Genomic DNA, 20510 nt, shown 5'->3' with positions numbered 1-20510 from the left:
TCGCCGTTTATATCGAGTAACCCTCAGCTAACCGGATCAAGCTGCACAACCACTTGTTTTCCGCTGACCTGAATACCCGTCGTCTTGCTTCCAACATCTTTAAGTGCTTTGCAAAGCTCTTCAGCCCAGGCTTTGCCTGCTTCGCCTTCTTTCGCACCATGAACCTGAATAACCAACTTCACGGAATCGCCCTTTTTCAGAATGCGCTCTGCCTGTGACTGCTTGACATCACGGTCATGGTCCTCCATCTGAAGCTGCAGCCGAATTTCCTTTACTTTGCGTTTGTCCGGTGATTTGCTCGCCTGTTTCTTCGCCTGCTGTGCTTCCTCACGCGCCGCACCGGCTCCAATTAGCTTGCAGGGCGGCGGGCTGCTCATCAGAGACGTGCATACGAGATCTACTTTATGTTGTTTAGCCAGCGCCAGTGCCTCCCGTGTGGACATGATCCCCAGATCTTCCCCATTCAGACCCGTGAGCTGTACCTCGGCTGCCTTGATTTTTTCATTTTTAATGATCTGAGCCATAGTTGTTTCCTCCCTGACATGAAAAGCCTGTCCTGATCCATGAAAGATCAGAGCAGGCTTCATTATTGTGCTGCTTGTTATCAATTATACCGCTTCTTCGAATTACAGTGTGTTGAACGCTTCCGTCAGCACAGGTACAATCTGCGATTTGCGGGATACAACACCTTTCAGCAGTGCTTTGTTGTCTGCCAGTGTTACGTTGTATGCTTTCTCTACTGCTTGGGTAGATGCACCGTAAGCCAAGGCTACAGAATCATTGTTCAGGATATCTGTTACAACAAACAAGAACAGGTCAAGTCCTTTGCTGGAGATGATCGCTTCAATGGCCGCTTGAAGCTCTGGTTGTTTTACAAGCACGTCATTGACGTCAACCGCATTCACCTGCGCGATTTCAACTTTAGCTGTACCCATAGCGAATTCCTTCGCATCCAGAGAGATCAATTCAGCAATTGTTTTCTGGCTCAGGTCCGCTCCGGCTTTCAGCATGTCCAGACCGTAGCTGTCTGCATCTACACCAGCAATAGCTGCCAGCTCACGCGCCGCTGCAACGTCCTGCTCTGTGCAAGTCGGGGATTTGAACAGCAAGGAATCGGAGATGATAGCCGACAGCATCAGGCCCGCGATTGGCGCGCTGATTTCCACGCCGTTTTCTTTGTACATTTTATTCAGAATCGTTGCCGTACAGCCTACAGGCTCTGCACGGAAATACAAAGGCTGGCTTGTCTCAAAATTCGCAATACGGTGATGGTCGATAACCTCAACAACCGTTACGTCTTCAATATCACTTACGCTTTGCTGACGTTCGTTGTGGTCCACCAGAATGACTTTGTTTACTTCGTTCGCTGCTGTTTTGATCAAACGTGGTGCCGCAACCTTGAATTGATCCAGCGCATATTGGGTTTCACCGTTCACTTCGCCCAGACGAACAGCTTCAACGTCCTGTCCCAATTTGCTTTTCAGGTCTGCATAAGCAATCGCTGAACAGATCGTGTCTGTATCCGGGTTTTTGTGGCCGAAAATTAATGCTTTTTCCATATTCATTGCCCTCCGTCAATTCGAATTTAAGTTCAATTCTAGTCTATATTAAATCATACCTTACTGATTATAGCGCTTATACGTCTTAATTCCAATCCCTTTACAGCGAATTAATTACATGTCATGCAAAGGGCGGCCTTATAATCAAAATGCACCATGCCAGCTCTAGTTAGCAGAGGTTTTGGCTACGTTAGCAATCAGATGTTTGTCCAGTTTCTCCCCATTGCACAGAGCCTGCACGAGTTCCCGGCCTGATTCCGGCGTCATTTTACCATACCAGTCTCCCTGCGGATATACGATCGTCACACACCCGTCGTCACAACGGCCATTACATTTGGTGCGCGTTGTATGAATAAATCCTCCAGCCTGCTGTTTCGCGATTTCGTCCCGCACCGCCTGAGTAACCTCTTCTCCCTCATTACGCATGCATGTTCCGCCATTACAGAGTAAAATATGGTGCTGCAAGTGATCCAGATTATAGATAGCCAAGCTTGCTTCATTCCCCTCACATCAAATATAGTATGTATCCTGAAAAATTACACCGACAACATGTACAACACTATAAATTAGCACATTAATCCAGGTTCGTGCAATGATATTTACAGTTCATTTTCAGGCTTTGGAGCCTGTTGTCCTTTTTTCACATAAAACGTCTCGATCCTGCCCTCTTCGTCAATCTGCAGCAGATTTAACTGTGCGCCATAGGCACAACCGCCGTCGATCCCTATTTTGTCACCTCGCGGGTCCATCCACACTCCATGCTCATCATGCAGGTTCATGACAGGCGTATGTCCAAAGATAACCACTTCCTGAAGATTTGTCGGCCTAGTGTAAAAAGGTTCGCGAATCCAGATAAAATCCCGTTCAGACTGGCTTCTCCAATCGGCTTCATCCGGGTTAATCCCGGCATGTACAAAAATGTAACCCGGGATTTCATACGACAGCGGAAGCTTGTCCAGAAAATGCAGATGTTCACTGTAATGTGAGCGCATCCATTCTTTATCCTGAGCATAAGCCTGCCAATCCATCTGTTCCGGGTCGTAAGACACCTGCAGATAACTGGCCAGCGTTTGCAAGCCTCCATTACGAATCCAGTGCAGATCATACTCCTGCACGTCATGCTGCAGAGCCTTAACCATCATGGCATCATGATTGCCTTTAAGTACAACGACTCCGTGCTCCTGCCTCAGCTGCATAATCTGCTCAATGACCTGCTTGCTCTTTGGACCTCGATCCACATAGTCACCCAGTAAAATCAACTCATCCTGCGAAGGATCATAACCAGCCTGCTCAAGCAATGCATTAAATTCATCATAACAGCCGTGAATGTCACTTATAACACATCTGCGCAAGGTAATCTCCTCTCTCTCAGAAGCAGCCACAAAATAAAAACGGGAATGCTGCCGATCTGCCCAGGACAAACAAGCAGCATTCCATTCTATCATTAATATACCATTCCCGCTCTGACCCGGTTACTCCTGCTTGAGCCCGAACGCTTCTGCAATCAGGCTGAACGAGCGCAGACGTGCTTCAAACGAATGAATGGCCGATGCAATAATGACTTCATCGGCTTCATGGCGTTCAGCCATAGCGATAATTTTGTCCTTCACCTGATCCGGTGTACCAATGATGGAGGAGGAACGGCGCTGCCGAATCTGCTCCAGCTCCATCGCTGTATATGGATAATTTTTCACCGTCTCCAGCGAAGGGAACGAGCGCTGCTCCAGTCCCCGCCCAAGGCGCAAGAAAAACAGTTCATTGCTGCGGGCCAGCTCGGCCGCCTCTTCTTCGGTTTCTGCACAGAAGGCCGATACCGCAATCATACTATGCGGCTTGTCGTTCAGAATCGAAGGTTTGAAGTGACGGCGATAATGCTTCATCGCTTCCTCTCCACCCGGAGTTCCAAAAAACTGGGCAAAAGCATACGCTGTACCTTGTGCCGCAGCAATTCTTGCCCCTTCCGAGCTGGAACCGAGGAGCCATACCTCGGGAACGGTGGTAACGGAAGGCCCGGCTACAAGGGAAGCAAACCGATGGTCTTCGGGTAACTGCTCATGGAAATAAGCACCAAGGTCTGCAATCTGCTGCGGGAAAAGGTGTATATTGGAGGCTTTGCCTTCATTCAGCGCCCGACTGGCAATCGGCATGCCTCCCGGCGCCCGTCCAATGCCCAGATCAATCCGGCCCGGATGCAGGGCTTCCAGCAGACGGAAATTCTCGGCTACCTTATACGCACTGTAATGCGGCAGCATCACGCCTCCCGAGCCTACCCGAATACGTTCCGTATGAGCAGCCACATGTGCGATCATAACCTCCGGGCTGGAGAAGGACAATGCCCCGCCGCCGTGATGCTCTGACATCCAGAACCGGGAATATCCCAGCTGCTCGGCATGTCGTGCCAACGTAACAGCCTCCTGCAAGGCATCCTGTACCTGACGCCCCTCACTGATATGTCCATGCTCCAATACGCTCAATTTCATATATATTCATTCCTCTCGCTCGTGAAGTATGTCGTCTTTATCTTTCTTACTTGTTCATTGTAACATTAAAAATTACAGTTTCAAATGTTATGGCTCTTCTTACACGTTGAAAAAAAGAGAGAGGTTCGAACATTTCGATGAAAGAATACCTGCATTCCTTTGTGCTAAAAACATAAAAAACGCTGCCAGCGTTCATGCTGGCAGCGTTCGAAACGTTCGCTTGTTGATCCTACCGTTCATTCCCTTATGGTGTTCGTTTCGGCAGCAGCTTCACATACTCGTCAGAGAGCTTCATCAGATTCAGCACATGTTCATAGTCTGAACGGTATGGCTCCAGATCTGTCACCTGCTCAAACGTTTTAAGCGAGTAAGCTGTCCCGTCATCAAAGCCTGCACCAGGGATAAACATGATGTCATTGTTGACAAAAGAGCCTGTTGGCAAGTAATAACGAATACCAAATGCATTATGATCCATATTCAGCAGGTCATGCCCGAATGCAGTGAAGTTTTCCTGCTTCAGCGAGACGCCCATCAGGTTCATTACTGTGGGTAAGATATCCAGCTGACCACCCGGCTGCTCTATCACTTGCCCCTTCGTTTGCTTAGGAGTGTGAATCATCAGCGGAATGTTGAAGCGGCTTACTTTACCGTCATACGGGATATTGAGATTAGCCTGAATCTGTTGCGTAATTTCCTCCTCTTCAGGTAAGCCGAAGTGATCTCCGTATAGGACAAGAGTTGTGTTGTCCCACAAACCATTTGCTTTCAATTCCTGAATGAGCTGACCAACCGCATAATCGGTATAATTGATCGCTTGCAGATAATCATGCAGAAGTTTATTGGTAATCGTCGCGGGAATTTCAATTCGCGCGCGGTCTGCTGGCACGGTAAACGGCGAATGGCTCGAGGCCGTAATAAACTGGGCATAGAACGGCTGGCTCGCAGCCTGATGCGCAGTCATTTTTTCCACACCAACCCGATATAACTCTTCGTCCGATGGACCAAAATCGTTAAATTTGTCATTGGTGAAGCTTGGTTTATCAAAGTAACGTGTAAAACCAAGGGCAGGATACATTTTGTTACGATTCCAGAAGGTCACGTCGTTTACGTGAAACGTCTCGGATTCATACCCTTCCTTGGCAAGCAGCTTGGGCAAGCTAGGAAGATCACGGTCACTATACCCCGCTGACATCGGCACAACCCCCGTAGGATAGATCGATGTGTTCGACATGAACTCCGCATCCGATGTATTGCCTTGCCCGATCTGTTGGAAGAAATGATTAAAATAATAGCTTTCTTTCGCAAGATTGTTTAAAACTGGCGTTAATGCCTGACCATTCAGCGAAGCATTAATCGGAAAGTTCTGAAAGGACTCCAGCTGAAGCACAATCAGATTACTGCCTTTGGCCTGACCGAAATATTTTGCTTTTACGGCTGCACCATTCTTTGCTTTATCCTGATATGGGTACTTGCTTACCAGTTCGTTGATTTTGGCAATCGTTTCGTTAATGTTACCGTTAGCGATGGCTTCATTTTCCTTGCTTGTCAGAATAGCAGAGGATACCTGGTAGTTCAGAAAACCGAGATTTTCGGCTCGCACCAGCTCGTTGTCAATCGTTTCTCCTTTGACGATAAAGCTGCCTGAGCAGATGATACAGAAGGCCGCGGTAAGTGCAACTCCAAGCTTGCCCCAATAGCTGCTGCGTTTTCTGCCAAATGTCAGATGGCTGTCGCTATAACTGCTGCGATATGCATTGCTGCGTCTAATGCGTCGGCGTCTGATCCACCAGATCGGCACAGCAAGAATGATATCTGCAAAAAATAAAAAGTGTGTCGGCCGAACCAACGGCCCTATACTTCCTCTCACCTGCGCAACCTGCCCCAGCTCACTAAGCGCGGTATAGGTAGGAACCGAACTGAAATGTGCGTTATAAAGTGTCGCTGCAAACAGGATTAGCGAAAAGAACACGTTAAATATCGCATACACCGTGCGTTTCCAGCTGAGCGGCACAATGAGGTCAAGCACACACACAATGGTGAGCGCAGCAAGGGCATCCGTTAACAGCCCCAGACCCGACAGTCCGTTGAAAAAGAAATACCGCAGAAGCGATAACTTCAGCAGCATTAAAATAAACAAGACAGCGAATAAGGCCCGTGATGACGTCTGCCCGCTTTTTTTAGTCGATGTAAACATGGTCAATTTCAACCCTTATCTGAAATATTTTACGTTCATTTTACAAAACGCATATTTCAGTATAACAGTTTTCGGGTTACTGTTCCATTGAGGTCCACACTGGATCAGTGTTTTTTAAAATGAAGATTTAGGCAATGGTTGATATATCCTCATCCTCGCTAGTATTTTGTTTCTCCTTTACATGTCGGATCACCGCCTGTGCTGCTGCAACCCGGGCCCATGGTATGTGCTCTGGTCTGACGCATACTGCGTCAAGTCCGATTTGCTGAATCAATGCCATCGACTGCACGTCTCTGCTATGCTCACCTGATATGACCGTTTTCAGATGCGGCTTGCGCAATCGGCTCTGAGCCACCGCGTGTTCAACCAAACGACCAACGCCTTCGATATCAAGTTTCCGTAAAGGGGCGGGCTCCGTCTGCAACATCGTTGCGTAATCCTCCTGCTGCTGCTCCGCTCCCTCAGGCATGTAGCCCGGAGTCGTTTCGCTCAACTCATCTCCGGCAAACAAAATAAGATCCGCGTATCTCGCAATCTGTGACGCTGTCAATGCCGCTCTTGGTGAGGAAATTACAGCGCCTACCTTATATATGCAGTGCCTCCTCTCTTCACCAAGCACCTGTGCAGCCACATGATCTGCCAGCTCTCTTATGTCCTGCATCTCCTGTGCATGCTCGACATGCGGAATGAGAATCTCGGGACGTACCCATAACCCTTCACGAATGCATCGTACAGCCGCCCGGAAAACAGCTTCAAGCTGCATTTCATACAATTCAAATAGATCAATGTTCAGCTGGTCACCATGCTGATCTTCCTCACCTCGCCCTGGAACGAACTCATAGCGAGCAAAATCAAACAATCGAATCGCTGCCGGACGACCGTTCATGGCTTCAAAAAGAACTTCCAGGTCAGACTGCTGCATCGGCAGCAATCGTTCCAGACCACGCCTGCGTTCTTCTTCCGTATTTGCCATCATCATCTTCTGCACAAAAGGTTTTCTGTGTGGAGACATGAACATCGCATCGGTTACACACAAGCCAATTCCGTCGGCCCCCCAGGCCTTGGCCTGCAAGGCATCAGCCGTTTCTTCCACTTTTGCGAGAATCGATATATCTTTTATTTCATCAGCCCATTCCAGCAGCCGTTTCATTTCCGGTATTTCCTGTTTCCTGCTCTCTGCTAAAATCTCTGAATCCATTCGCAGAAGGGCATGTTCTGGTTGAATTACACCTTCCAGCACAAGGTCTACTGCACTCTTGATCGCAGCTGCCGGACTTAACCACGCGGACCGAATATGCTCTAAACAGATGGATGCCGAGTCTACCGTATAGGTGAGCTCCAGCACTGTCCCTGTTCGCTTCTCCAATTCCGTACAGATCGCTTCAAGCTCTGCATACCGTTCTGAATCATGCCGTTTCAAATAAGAGAGCGCATGCAGCATGCCCGACTGGCTTTGAGCTGGCAAGTAGTCTCCTATTATGCCCTTTTCTCCCGTTGCCAGGTTACGTGTGTATACGCTGCCTTTACCCTTCAAATCGCTATATTTACCTTGACTGACTGCATGTATAAACACAGGCCAAGCTGTAGTCTCCTGTTGTGATGTTAAAGTCTCTACGGAATTTTCCTTGGGATTGGAAAAAGACACCCCATGGATCGCTGCTTGAAGCTGAAGCCGCACATCCTGCGGAAACGGATGGCCACTCTTCTTCTGAATCAACTGTTTCCACTCGGCAATGGAATATTCAAGCTCCGCTTCTCCAGAAGAACGCTGGACATCAATAGGCTGCACTGTGGCTGGATAGGCGATGCCATACTTGATGTGCCCGTAGTGCTGTATTTCAGTCAGGTAACATTGAAGCGCATACACCCGATTGCCTGTCTGACGGGCAAAACCTTCCACCGTATCGTCATTCAAGCCGACATAAGGTATAATGCATGCTTCAGCCGTAGCTGGAGCAACCAATGAATCTGCCTGTACATGAAGCAGCATCGGATGGTCTGCATGGCCAAAAAGCTTGCCCGTTTGCTGCTCCAATTGCCCGATAGCATTGCCTATTTCCTCGTTCATCTCATCCGAAAGCTCCCCAGGACGGGCACAGCATGCACAACAGCTATCTGTCGTCACGACCATTCCCGTGGGAACAGACCATCCTGCTTCCCTTAGCGCTGCAAGAGCAGCTCCGATACTAGGAGTTATCCCTTTCATCTCTGCCGTACCGTCCTCTAACAGCATTACCCGTTTTATCATTGCAGCACTCCCGTCTGCCGTCCGTGGCTGTGATTGATTGGCAGCTTCACTTATGCATATCTGCCTTCTCTCTAATGTTATGTTGCACTGCCAGCGTCAAGGACTATCGGTTCAGGTTTTTGTTTGCGTAATTCATTATTTTTGTTAAAATTAGATCATCCTTGAAAAGAACAAGCAAAAAGCTCCCTCAGCCAATGCTGAAAGAGCCTGGAAGTGCCTCACGGCGCGATTCATTCTTGACCCAGTAAATATTCACAAAGATCAACATACATTTCTTGCATTTTGAGAGATTTTAAAAGATATGACGGATTAACATCTACCGGCGCAATCAACTTTATGATTGAAACGAATTCTTTATATGTTGGAGGCGAATCACTTAATAGAAAATCATCTGGAACTCCAAAGAATTTATTTCGTTCCATGATATCCTTTACCTTCTCACTGTGAAAGAGCTTGGACTGCTTATCACTTTTAGCAGAGTGACGACCTAATCGACGGTTAAATATGTACAATACGTCATTTAAAGATCGTGTTTGTTTTTCATTAAAATCATGATCCAGCAGGAACATGAAATATGGATGTTCGTCCGAGGCAACCACTGTTCTGATGAGCTTTATTTGATATTTCAAGAGCTCAAGTTGATCATCTACATTCACTTCATTCCCACCTTTATCACCAAGTTCTTTTCAACCACCAGTTCAGTCTCTTCTAAGAAATTCGCAATAGATATACGGTTGTCTTTTACATAATCAGCATACTCTTTTTCACCTAAATATTTCAGGGGGCGAAAAGGGGGTAAAAGATGCACTTCAGCAGGTTTCAAGACACGCCCTGGCAATCTTGGTACTTTCTACCCCATAAACCGCAGAATATCGTCGATTTTCTTGTTGTGTGAGAGAACACCGTAATTCATCCACGTCATAAAGTCTACCTCATACACCTTGCCATGCCTCACTGCCGGAAGCTGCTTCCATTCCTGTGTGTTCAGCATTTGGCGCTCCTCTCCGAAATTACAGGAATTACGTGTATCAAAGGTGATTAAAAGATGATCCGCATCCAGCTGATTTAACTGCTCCAGCCCAATGCTCACTCCGCGCTTCCCCTGTGTCCACTTCGGCACATATGGATGCGGACGGAGGCCAAGGTCTTGATAGATGATTGGCCCAATATAACCGCATTCATCACCATACAGCGTGATCTCGGAAGCAGAGACTCGAAGGAAAGCAACCGTTTCCTGACGCAGTCGGTCATGCAGATGTCTTCTCGCTCTTGAAACCTTGTGTTCATACGTATCAATAACGTCCTGCACCCGGTTATTTCTGCCAAGGATGTCCGCCGTTGATTTCAGGATCATGCGCCAGTCCTCTCCGTCATGACTTACATAATAAACGGGGGCAACTTGTTCAAGGCGATCCAGATTCCACGTCTTATATCCCATATCCAGCATAATGAATTCGGGGGTATGTTCTGTATGAAAACCAGCATCCAGCTGACTTACGTCAAATTCAGGTACATCATCCAGCTGCAGGTAACGCTGTCTTCCCCAAGCACGATGTGAGCCCTGAATGATCGGCTTGATTCCCAACGCCAGCAGAAAATCCTCCAGATAAGGAGCAAACACACGCACTTCCTGCCGATGATTGCGGCGGTATACACCAGGTGAAACACCCGTGTACTGTTTGAAACGACGGCTGAAATAATATTCATTGCTGAAGCCCACACGACTCGCAATCTCATGCAAGCGATCATCGGTTACATGTAAAAGCTGCTTGGATCGCTCCAGTCGAACCCTGTTCACATAGTCGAGTGGAAGCTGTCCCGTCGATCTCTTGAAATGGCGTGTATAACTTGCTCTGGAAAGACCAGCGCGTGAAGCCAGTTCATCCACTGTAATCATTTGATCATAGTGTGTATCTATGTAATGAACGGTTTCCTGTAGAGAAAGGCGATTGTTATGCAGCTCAAGCCTGGCATCATTTTGACGAACCATGTCCCTGAACCACTGTTGAAACCGAATCTGTACATCCCATTTTTCATAACAATCTGCGGAGAATTGCTGACGATATAGCTGCTCTATATACTCCAGACATGCACTCCATGGCACATAAGCAAACGTCTTGACCATTGGAATGCTTGCAGTGCTCAATCTGGGACCGGCATCGGAATCAACCTGGACATTAACATTGGGCTTAACAACATTATGTTGTTCCCAAGCATTCTCACCCGGATCTGGATGTTTACGATGCTTGTCAGCCATGTTTTGCATATCGATCTTGTACAATTTCAATGCCAACTCTGCCCCAGAATCAGCTCTTACAGAGAACTTTACATCTTCTGGCCCCGCTGCCATATAGACAGAACCCGGCTCTATGCTTGTTTTATCATCCTTGTACTCCAGAACGCCTTTTCCTTGAATGACAACGATAAACGAATATACGTCGTCTGCATTCCAGGCATACTTTGCATACATATTCGATGAAAATTCAATATGTTGTATCGCTTGTAGGGAAAAGAGCCAAGGTGTGTTTGTCATGTGTAACAATGGCGAGTGCATGTTTATTCATCTTCCTTATTTGAGAATAGTTATCATTTAGATGAGTGTAAACGAAAAAAGAAAGCTCTTCAATATAAACTGAAGAACTTCCTTAGCCAGAACGTTTCTTTTATGGTGTCATCTTACTCAACAGATCATCGATCTTCATCGAGTTTGCAATAACTGCTCCTGACTGCCAGTGGGATCTTTCCATGAAATACACATGTTTGTTTTTGACTGCAGGAAGGGACTGCCACAGTTTTCCGTCCAAAATATGAACAGCCTCCTGATTTTCTTTGGAATCCCAGGTTCCATTGGAAGGAAACACAATAATATGATCGGCATCGAGACTCGGGATGGCTTCTTCGGACAGAATCTCCTGATATTCCTGCATATCACGAGCCAGCGGATGAGGTGTCAGTCCAAGATCAGAATAGATGAAACCTGTATACCTGTTTTTGACTCCGAATAATGCCAGTCCTTTATCCGCAACATTGAGCCTTACAACAGCAACCGTTTCATTGCCAATGGAATTATGCAGTGAAGCTTTGGCATCTGCAATTTTTTGTTTAAACTGCTCGCTAAATGCTTTACCCTTCTCTGGCTGTCCAACGACATCGGCAACGGTTGCCAGGACTTGATTAGAGTCTTGAAGAACCTTGTCGGGTATACGATAGGTCGGTGCTACCTTTTTATATTGTTCGTATTGTGCAGCATCTACCCCGCCATCCACAATGATCAGGTCTGGATTGTATTCCAGCAGTGCTTCAACACTTCCTGTGATATCAAACTGAGGCACATCCAGGTTCAGATATTCTTGCACACCCCATGTGGGATGATACCACTGCACAATCGGAGTGATATCCAGAGCTTTGAGATAGTCCTCTACGTATATGCCTGCAATTCGCTGCGGATGGACCGGAATTGTAACTTCCCCGTATTCATCCTGAACCACGCGAGTGTCCGCATTCGTCGGTTGCGCTTCCTCACTGCTGTTGCTGCCATTCCCCTGCTGAGCAGCAGGGGAAGCTGTATTTACTCCGCACCCGGATAACACCAATCCTGCGATCAGCAGCAGAAGTATCCACCCTTGAATATTGTAACTGAGCCTTGCCATAATGCCCTTCCCCCTAAATCTAATCTGTTTTTGTGCTTATGAGAATGTTTTAATTTATAATGATAATCATTCTCATATAACATGATAGGTGAATTGTACATGAAGTTGGCATCAGCACACAATACACATATGAAGCCTCTTTTTTATACAAATAAAGCAGACGGATGAAACAAAACAACCCCTGGTAATCAACCCAGGGGCAGTTTTCCTTGACGATAACATCCTAACAATTGCCTCACAAAATCATTCTGTTCGTGCTTCTGCAGCAAATAACAGCCGATCAGCCCAAAGTCATCACTAACATACCCCGCCAGCTCCGGCTCACCTGTCAACGTAATCGTGCGTTTAAATGCTGTTTCTCGAATACTCCGCAGCACCTCTTGCTCGGCCACAGCCGAATCACCCGCGTATCGTTCATAAGCCTGCATCCATTCGTCTGCAAAGGAGGGTTCATCACGTTCATCCAGATACGCATCTACATCCAGCCCTTTGAAATTCTGATCATCAAGCAGATGTCCATCCTTCAAATCCGCGAGCAGGGTGTGCACATCATCTCTGTCCATGCTGTTCAATCTCCTTTCTCTTTTGTCAAATACATCTCCGGTATGACAAAACGTTTCATTCGTTTTCCTGAATCCGCTGTAAAATGATCTACACCACGCTGCTCATATTCCTCCAGTACACATTCGAAAATTCGGGCAATGATCCCGCAATCCTCCAGTGCATCATGTCTATGAATGCCTTCTGTATTGAGGTTGTAATAATGAATAAGAAAATCTGTCGATACCACATCCGTTACCTCTGGATGAATATAAGTGAACATCGCTTTCGTATCCAGCACTTTATTCGTGAACATCGTTAATCCAAACTGCTTGCAATGACGCTCCAGCATGGGCAGATCATATTCATACCCCGCATGAGTCACCAGCACCTGATCCCCGATAAAACTGCAAAATTGCTTATATACCTGTTCAAAATGCGGCGCCTGCAGCATCGCTGCGTTCTTGATGCCTGTAAGCTTCTCTACTGCTTCCGGTATCGGTTTGCACGCCCGAACCAGAGAAGCAAAGCTTGCCTTATCGGCCCCTTCTCCTCTTTTGTAATACATCGCACCAAACTGCGTCACACTCTCCACAGCTGTATCGATCCCGGTTCCTTCCAGATCAAATATACAGTACGTCCTGTCTTGAAGCGGTGTTACACTAAAGCCTTCGACTGTATATGTATCCGATTCAAACGTAATTTTCATATGAGCTGCTCCATTCTGTTGTCATGTACCCTTGCGTACACAGTCAGATAGTCGTTGCATCTTGTCCGTTATGGATTACTTCCACATTCGAGCAATCCGCAGCATGTGGTGATTCCTATCCAGATCAAGTCTGTAAATATCCGGCATCGTTGTGCTTTCCCAGAATTCGAACCCGTAAGCCGGGTCAAAATGCTGAAAAATAAGGGTCATCACATCCCCATGCGTACCGATCACAATGCTCTGGCCTGCATGCTTCTTCACAATCCGTTCTATCACACCTAAGGCTCTTGTCCTTGCTTGTTGCCCGGATTCTCCACCTGGAAAAGCAAACGAAGCGTCAAGGTACAAACGCCGTTTGGCTTCATGAAAATGCTCATGTTTCACATGAGGACCAGACAGCGTTCGCTCACGTAAATCCTCCTCCATGCACACCGATTTCCCGCAGAACTCAGCCCAAATCTGGATGGTCTGCACAGCTCTGAGATATGGACTCGAGTAAAAAATGTCTACAGCCTCTTGCTGCATGAGATTGGCAATTTTCCGGGCATCCAGACAGCCCTGTTCCGTGAGCCCACGCTCACGCTCCCTGCCCTCGACATATCGGGATTCCGCATGTCTTACAAAATATAGACGTGTGTGAGCTTCCTTGCTCATGCACGTATCCTTCCCTTTTTTTCAATCACAATCAGACAGGTGCTGTCGGGCAAGGTCACAGGCTCACCGTGCTCATCCATGATCATAATCCGCTCTGCCAACGCTTCGGTATAACCATCTTGCAGAAAATGACGCAACATCAAAATATCTGCTTCTTCCCCCAGCGTCTCCCGGATGCACTGCTCATAAGCCTGTGGTGTAAATATGCCGAACTGCTCCTGAATCTCATGCACATAAGCTTCTTCGCCCCAGGTATACGTGTACAGGAACTCCATCGCATCATTTATCGGGAGCATAACCTCATGATCCGACAGACGTTCATACGTAATCACACGGCCTTTGAAATCCGCAGCATAACGCTCCAGCCATTGCATGCCATCCGGCTCCAGAAAACGAATACGCCGTTTCAATGACTCCGGCTCACTCATAATGCCGTCCCGAATAAGAATTCTTCCCCCCGGAGAAAGCACTTGAAAAGCACTGCGCAGCGCAGCGGCCACCGTATCTGTATTAAATCTGTGTCCGTCCCGCTCAATATATGAATATAACTCATGCAGAATCGAGGAAAAAATGACCGTATCTACCGTACCAACCTCGACATATTGATCCAGTTGCAGGGCGTCCCCTTTCATTACATGCCAGCGATGGGATTCCAGCTGCTTCTTACGCTCCAGCGCTTCAATTACATTGGACGAAATATCAATGCCGATCGGCTCCACCTCCGGCTTTTCCTGTTCAATCAGATCCAGCAGAACACCCCCGCCTGGGCCGATGTCCAGCACGCGTTTGCCAACAATATAGTCCAGCAGCACCTTCTTGTAATCCCCCGAGCTGTTCATGTCTGCAAGATAGGTTTCTTCGTTGTGGAAACGGTCATATGCATCCCGTCGCAGCCCGAACAGGTCAAATAACAACAGCACTGCCTGCTCATACAATGGAGATTTCTCAGCTTCGATACAGAACGCAATCAGTTTTTCTGCGGCAGGTGAGAATTTAAACGTCACAAACAGCGTATCCGGAACGTCCGGGTATCGTTCAATGCGATGTCCGAGATGCGGATAAGGCAGCTGCTGCCCCGTAATGAGCTGCTCCCACGAATACTGCTCCAGATATTTTTCAATCATGCGTTTCTTGTAAATATTCAGCTTTTTGACACCTTTGTAGTCGTAATACATCGTGTTCATTAACGGCTCAAAGCTGATATGATGAATTGAAGTCGCAGAACAACCTTCATCTTGCTGCTCTATCTGTTTGCTCTCCGTGATTTCCGCGCTCTTCGCGTTCCCCGTAGTAATCGTGTGCTTCATATTTCCCTGGTTCCATTCTTCACTATGAAGTGCGAGCATGAACACTTTGACCATCTCTTCCAGCGAAAAATCCCGCATGGCTGACTCGACGTACCATAAGGTACGCGAAGCAAGGGGGGCTAACTGCTGCTCTACAGCAATCTGCTTTCCTAGCTCTGCATACGTTTTATCCATAGCTTCACCATGCCGGATCGAACCGCTTCTCAGACGGGACAAACGCTCCTTCACAGTCCAATCCCTGTGCTCCGTTCCATCCACAATCCAGCCTATGATTTGCTGCACCTCGTCCCGAACCTGGCTCCACAGCTCCTCATGCACCCCTGCAATGATACATTCGTTCAAGGCCATCAATATTTCACGCAGTTCACCATCGGTAACCCAGCCTTCGGCAGTCAGTGAGCGCAGAGGCAGGTTCTCCACAAAAGGAATCTCGCCTCGAATATACTGTCCAATAAGTCCATGCGTTGCAATCAAGATGCAAATGATCTCATGTCTTGGTGTCCGGATCGCAGATGCTGCATACAGCTCGTATAACTGGGCTGAGCCAATATTATGTACAAACAGGTTAATGCCCTGCTGCTGCCACGCTCTGCGCTGTTCCAACGAACCACCCTTCGCTGCCTCCGACCAGGCCAGCACCTCCTCGAGCAGCTCACGGATCCAAAAGGAAAGCCGAAGTCCCTCCAGTACCTGAAGTGTGCGCTCCGTGTAATCCATGACCGCATTGGTGTGCTCAAGCTCAGCCATCGAGTGAACACGCTCCAGATTGATGCGCGGCTTCTCTGCCGCTGCCAGCAGCTGCAGCCACTGCGGCTCGGCTGTTATATGCTGATGTGTATCTTTTGATTTAGATTTGTACATTCGGATTGCTTTTAGCGCGTGCAGCATGAAGCCTCACCTCTTTATCTCATGATGTTGTTTAGATTGGAGTTGTTTATATTGATTCGGGCAGCAGCCGTAATCGGGTTCGCACAAATTCAAGCAATTGCGCTGCTTCCGAGGGCGGCAGATCTTCATCCAGCCGTGCCGCTGCTACAGGCAGCATCCAGGCTTCAATCTGTTCACGAGTGATTCCTGAAAGAGCAACATACCGCTCTAAATAATGCTGCAGCATGATGCTACGGGCCCGATCGAATGCTTCCCGAATTGCTGGTGCTTCATCATCCGGTAGATTGCCGCTCATTAATATTACCCACGTTCGGGCCACATCACCCGCAGGATCACCCGTCATACCTGTCATCCAATCAATGATACAATACTGCTCACCGTCTCTGGCAAGCATGATATTATCGGGATGATAGTCACCATGACAGATATAACTCATTTCAGGCAAGCGGGACAAGTAGTTGATCAGGTAATCCCGTTCACGTTCAGAGAAGCTGGACACCCGCTGGATGGCATGCTTCAGCATATTTTTCTGCGCAGGCATTGTACTGCTCTCATCCTGTAACCTGTGGAGTCGGTAATGATAGCCCGCCATGCGGGATGAGAGCTGCTCCAGCTCTTCGGGCTGCTGCATCATTAAGGATAACAGCGTTGAGCCTTCGAAACGTTCGAACACAACGCCCAGACGTGACTCTTTTTCCAGCAGCTGCACTGCACGAGGTACAGGGAGCCCCTTCTCATAGACCCGTTCACTGATACGAAATTCAGTTTCTACGGCTTCCCTAGAAAAACCTGGACGATATAACTTCAGCAGCAGATTGTCCGCATACGGATAAATCTCCGCTGTTCTTCCTTGACCCATGCATTCCATTCATTTTCCTCCTGACATTCCAGTCAATGGATTCCCCCAGAGTAAGAACCTATACTCTTGATCTGTTTATTCTGCATGGTCACAATATCACACCAACTTGAATTTCTCTCTATACCTCTTCCTTTTTAAACTCACTGCCTCTGACTTTGGCAAAAACCATCATATCCACCCATGAACCTGTGCGGTCCTGCTGAACCTTACGCAAAATCCCTTCCAGCGTGTACCCTGCCCGTTCAGCCACCTTTGCACTGCGGACATTTCGGGAATCACAGCGAATTTCGAGCCGATTGGCCTGCAGATGTGTGATGGCAAACTGCTCAATGCCTTGCACAGCCTCTGTCACCAAACCTTCCCCTGACCTTGAGGTCCGAATCCAGTAGCCAATCTCAAAGCAGCGCACATTCCAGTCAATCCGGTGCAAACCACTGCAGCCTATAAACTCATCCGAAGCTTGATCACGCAAATGGAGCATCAGGTCACTGCGGTCCATAAATTTCAATCTGGCTTTGCGTACAACGATTTCGGACTCTTCTATGGATGGGATATTCTCGGCAAAAGGCATCCAGGGCCGCAGCTGCTCGGCGCTTTCCCAAATGGCTTCGTTCATCTCTTTACCGTCTCCCCACCGCGGAGCACGAATGGTCATCCTTTCCGTCTGAAAACTCTCGGGAAAGTCCAGCATTATCGGATTAATTGCCCCTTTATCTGTCATCAGAACTTACGCCTCCACATGAAAAACAGAATCAATAAACATCATTCCATTCACAATGACGGCATTGGCATATTTCCCGACAGGAGCACTGGAGCGCGGAAGGGTAATTCCTAATTCCTGCAGTCTGGCATCGATTCTACTCATAAACAGAATTCCATCTCCTTTATGTACAATTAAATAAAATACATCCTGACATGATTATATAATGCGATGTAAAACATGGAAGTTGTTTGGGCAATGCACCAAAACTGGATATGCCCCTGATTTTAATTTTATTTCCTTGACTCCACCCCGCTCTTGAACTCCTGCCTGTATGCTCTAGGGGACAACTGCACGATACGCTTAAACATCTTGCCAAAATGTGAAAAATTCCCGAATCCCGCAAGCAGGGCGATATCTGTGACAGACTGCTCCGTTTCACGCAGCAGACGCTGAGCCTCTTTCACCCGCAGCAAATTCAAATAATCACTGAAGGTGAAACCCGTCGTTTGTTTGAACAGCCGGCTGAGATAATGTGGACTGATTCGAAACCGGGCTGCGGTCTCCGGCAATGTCAATGCTGAAGCATAATGGTCATTCAGATAGCGGACTACGGTCTGGATCTTCGGGTGAAGAACAGGGTCCTGCTCACTCATATGTATACGGCCCAAGTGACGGTAACGATACGTATGAAGCAGCAGCTCCAGCGCCCGGTGACGAAGCACCACGCCCGTGCCCTCATCAGGATGACGCATCTCCTTCAGTATTTCAGTCACAATCCCCTCAGTTACCTTCGCGCTCTGAGCGGGCAGCCTGACAATCGGCACGTCCCAGCGAAACGGCTCTGTCAGCGCATCTGTCAATGCTGATGCAACGGCCATAGCGGCAAACAGCTCAGGCTTCACATACAAAACAATCCGTTCATGGTCGGGCATGCCGCTTTCCAGTGTTTTATGCACCGTGTTGCGATCGACAAACACCAGATCACCTGCCTTCACCCGATACGAGCGATCTTTGATAAAATAAATACGTTCACCAGACAGCAAGTAATAAAGCTCATAATAGTCATGAAAATGATCGTCCGTCATGGAAAAATACCCGATTCGACGATCGTATTCCATATGTAAATAACCCGTTTCATCCCGGTATTCGGCACGAATGGCTTCCGTCATATTCGGTCTCTCCTTTTTCACAATTATAGCAAAATATGCGGTGTTTGAAAGCGATTACGCAAAAAATGCGGCGAAAGAAGTGTTCCTTTGTTATAGGCTAGACCTATATTCAAGGAGGCGATATGCGTGGGTAACAAGAAACGATATGTATTGGTCGGTACTGGCGGCCGGGCTGAATTTTTCTATGGAGCCTTGACCCGGGATTTCAGCGAAACTTCCGAGCTCGTCGGCTTTTGCGATATTAATCAGGTTCGTATGAATTATGCCAATCAGCTGCTGCGAGAAAAGTATAACTACCCTGAAGTGCCAACATACACGGCAGATCAGTTCGATCAGATGATTGAACAAGAGAAGCCCGACTACGTCATTGTTACCAGCGTAGACCGGACGCATCACAAGTACATTATTCGTGCGATGGAACTGGGCTGTGACGTTGTTACCGAGAAACCGATGACCATTGACGAAGAGAAATGCCAGGAGATTCTGGACGCCGTTAAACGTACAGGACAGCATGTACGCGTAACCTTTAACTATCGTTATGCACCGCATCACACCAAAATCCGGGAGCTTATTCTGAACGATACGATTGGAAAAGTAACCTCCGTGCACTTCGAGTGGCTGCTGAACACCCGCCACGGTGCAGATTATTTCCGGCGCTGGCATCGGGACAAGCGAAATAGCGGCGGTCTGCTGGTGCACAAATCCACTCACCACTTTGACCTGGTGAACTTCTGGATCGGTTCGCAGCCGGAGACGGTATTTGCATTTGGAGACCTGATGTTCTACGGCAGAGAAAACGCCGAGGATCGCGGCGTGACTCAATTTTATAATCGTGCAACAGGCAACCCGCTTGCGCAGGAAGACCCGTTCGCCCTGCATCTGGATTCGGATGCACATCTGAAATCGATGTATCTGGATGCCGAAACCGAGGACGGATATCAGCGGGATCAAAGTGTATTCGGAGATGGCATCAACATTGAAGATACGATGGGTGTTCTCGTCAAATATCGCAACAAAGCCATTCTGACTTACTCCCTTGTCGCTTACCAGCCATGGGAAGGTTATCGCATCGCCATCAACGGCACAAAAGGCCGGATGGAGATGAACATTGTAGAACAGTCCTACGTCAACTCGTTGGGTGACAAGAGCAAGGAAGGCGCATTAATCGGCAAAACACTGCGCGTGCTTCCCATGTTCGGTGCCCCTTATGAAGTTGAAGTGGAGGAAAAGGAAGGCGGTCACGGCGGCGGTGACCCTGTGCTGCTGAACGACCTGTTTGGTGAGCCGGCAGAAGATCCATTCCATCGCGCGGCGGATCATGTGGACGGCGCCCGTTCGATTCTGACAGGCATTGCAGCCAATCGTGCGATTGCAACCGGCCTTCCGGTCAAGGTAGATACGCTCGTTCAATTTTAGTGTCGTTACTTGTCTTCGAGACTGGATCATCTCAACCTAAACAAAAGGTGCAAGCTAGAGAGAGACGTTTGATCTCTAGCTTGCACCTTTTGTTATTCACTTTTCCTTATTAACTTTTTCCATGTTCTATATAA

Annotated in this window: 20 protein-coding genes; 1 reads left to right on the top strand and 19 read right to left on the bottom strand. The window is 47.8% G+C overall.

Annotated features, from left to right (window positions below; genetic code table 11):
* Positions 1–23: 23 nt before the first annotated feature.
* The 19 genes from infC to ACQSGY_RS09885 all read right to left on the bottom strand — a co-directional run bounded on the left by infC (position 24) and on the right by ACQSGY_RS09885 (position 18960).
* The gene (gene infC / locus ACQSGY_RS09975; RefSeq protein ID WP_427051812.1) at positions 24–515 is read right to left on the bottom strand and encodes a translation initiation factor IF-3; all 492 of its coding nucleotides are present in this window, start codon (positions 513–515) and stop codon (positions 24–26) included.
* A gap of 111 nt (positions 516–626) precedes the next feature.
* A complete protein-coding gene (locus tag ACQSGY_RS09970) occupies positions 627–1559 on the bottom strand; it encodes a manganese-dependent inorganic pyrophosphatase (RefSeq protein WP_111270799.1) in 933 nt (310 codons plus the stop codon).
* Positions 1560–1724: 165 nt separating this feature from the next.
* Positions 1725–2048 (bottom strand): (2Fe-2S) ferredoxin domain-containing protein, encoded by a 324-nt coding sequence (locus tag ACQSGY_RS09965; RefSeq protein ID WP_426334621.1) that lies wholly within the window; start codon positions 2046–2048, stop codon positions 1725–1727.
* Positions 2049–2158: 110 nt separating this feature from the next.
* On the bottom strand, positions 2159–3004 hold the full coding sequence (locus ACQSGY_RS09960) for a metallophosphoesterase family protein (protein WP_427051765.1): 846 nt from the start codon (positions 3002–3004) through the stop codon (positions 2159–2161).
* A 27-nt stretch (positions 3005–3031) separates the two neighbouring features.
* Positions 3032–4039, bottom strand: a complete 1008-nt coding sequence (locus ACQSGY_RS09955) for an LLM class flavin-dependent oxidoreductase (RefSeq protein WP_427051764.1) — start codon at positions 4037–4039, stop codon at positions 3032–3034.
* Between the two features lie 244 nt (positions 4040–4283).
* Entirely contained in the window at positions 4284–6233 is a 1950-nt protein-coding gene (locus tag ACQSGY_RS09950; RefSeq protein WP_427051762.1) for an LTA synthase family protein, read from the bottom strand.
* A gap of 127 nt (positions 6234–6360) precedes the next feature.
* Positions 6361–8481, bottom strand: coding sequence for a putative PEP-binding protein (locus ACQSGY_RS09945; RefSeq protein ID WP_427051760.1), 2121 nt, complete (start codon positions 8479–8481; stop codon positions 6361–6363).
* Positions 8482–8711: 230 nt separating this feature from the next.
* On the bottom strand, positions 8712–9137 hold the full coding sequence (locus ACQSGY_RS09940; protein ID WP_427051759.1) for a hypothetical protein: 426 nt from the start codon (positions 9135–9137) through the stop codon (positions 8712–8714).
* Positions 9134–9304: a hypothetical protein gene (locus tag ACQSGY_RS09935; RefSeq protein WP_427051757.1), complete on the bottom strand. Its 171-nt coding sequence runs from the start codon at positions 9302–9304 to the stop codon at positions 9134–9136. Before ACQSGY_RS09935 ends, ACQSGY_RS09940 begins: the two co-directional genes overlap by 4 nt.
* 27 nt (positions 9305–9331) lie before the next feature.
* On the bottom strand, positions 9332–10951 hold the full coding sequence (locus tag ACQSGY_RS09930; protein ID WP_427051756.1) for a helix-turn-helix domain-containing protein: 1620 nt from the start codon (positions 10949–10951) through the stop codon (positions 9332–9334).
* Positions 10952–11144: 193 nt separating this feature from the next.
* On the bottom strand, positions 11145–12131 hold the full coding sequence (locus ACQSGY_RS09925) for an ABC transporter substrate-binding protein (RefSeq protein WP_427051755.1): 987 nt from the start codon (positions 12129–12131) through the stop codon (positions 11145–11147).
* Positions 12132–12319: 188 nt separating this feature from the next.
* Positions 12320–12694, bottom strand: coding sequence for a hypothetical protein (locus ACQSGY_RS09920; protein ID WP_427051754.1), 375 nt, complete (start codon positions 12692–12694; stop codon positions 12320–12322).
* A gap of 5 nt (positions 12695–12699) precedes the next feature.
* Complete coding sequence (locus ACQSGY_RS09915) at positions 12700–13380, bottom strand: 3'-5' exonuclease (RefSeq protein ID WP_427051753.1); 681 nt, start codon at positions 13378–13380, stop codon at positions 12700–12702.
* A 75-nt stretch (positions 13381–13455) separates the two neighbouring features.
* Entirely contained in the window at positions 13456–14034 is a 579-nt protein-coding gene (locus ACQSGY_RS09910) for a histidine phosphatase family protein (RefSeq protein ID WP_427051752.1), read from the bottom strand.
* Positions 14031–16229, bottom strand: a complete 2199-nt coding sequence (locus ACQSGY_RS09905; protein ID WP_427051750.1) for a class I SAM-dependent methyltransferase — start codon at positions 16227–16229, stop codon at positions 14031–14033. Before ACQSGY_RS09905 ends, ACQSGY_RS09910 begins: the two co-directional genes overlap by 4 nt.
* Before the next feature lie 46 nt (positions 16230–16275).
* Complete coding sequence (locus ACQSGY_RS09900; RefSeq protein ID WP_427051748.1) at positions 16276–17097, bottom strand: phosphotransferase family protein; 822 nt, start codon at positions 17095–17097, stop codon at positions 16276–16278.
* A gap of 109 nt (positions 17098–17206) precedes the next feature.
* Positions 17207–17809, bottom strand: a complete 603-nt coding sequence (locus ACQSGY_RS09895; RefSeq protein WP_427051746.1) for a GNAT family N-acetyltransferase — start codon at positions 17807–17809, stop codon at positions 17207–17209.
* A 6-nt stretch (positions 17810–17815) separates the two neighbouring features.
* Positions 17816–17953, bottom strand: coding sequence for a hypothetical protein (locus ACQSGY_RS09890; RefSeq protein ID WP_427051744.1), 138 nt, complete (start codon positions 17951–17953; stop codon positions 17816–17818).
* Positions 17954–18081: 128 nt separating this feature from the next.
* A complete protein-coding gene (locus ACQSGY_RS09885) occupies positions 18082–18960 on the bottom strand; it encodes a helix-turn-helix domain-containing protein (RefSeq protein WP_427051742.1) in 879 nt (292 codons plus the stop codon).
* 126 nt (positions 18961–19086) lie between these two features.
* Between ACQSGY_RS09885 and ACQSGY_RS09880 the strand changes: the two genes are divergently transcribed.
* Positions 19087–20376: a Gfo/Idh/MocA family oxidoreductase gene (locus ACQSGY_RS09880; RefSeq protein ID WP_427051740.1), complete on the top strand. Its 1290-nt coding sequence runs from the start codon at positions 19087–19089 to the stop codon at positions 20374–20376.
* Positions 20377–20510: the final 134 nt, after the last annotated feature.

The sequence above is a fragment of the Paenibacillus sp. TC-CSREp1 genome, assembly GCF_050171015.1.
Classification (GTDB): Bacteria; Bacillota; Bacilli; order Paenibacillales; family Paenibacillaceae; genus Paenibacillus; species Paenibacillus silvae.
Note: the sequence above shows the minus strand (reverse complement) of the source record. Positions and strands in the feature narration are given on the sequence as shown.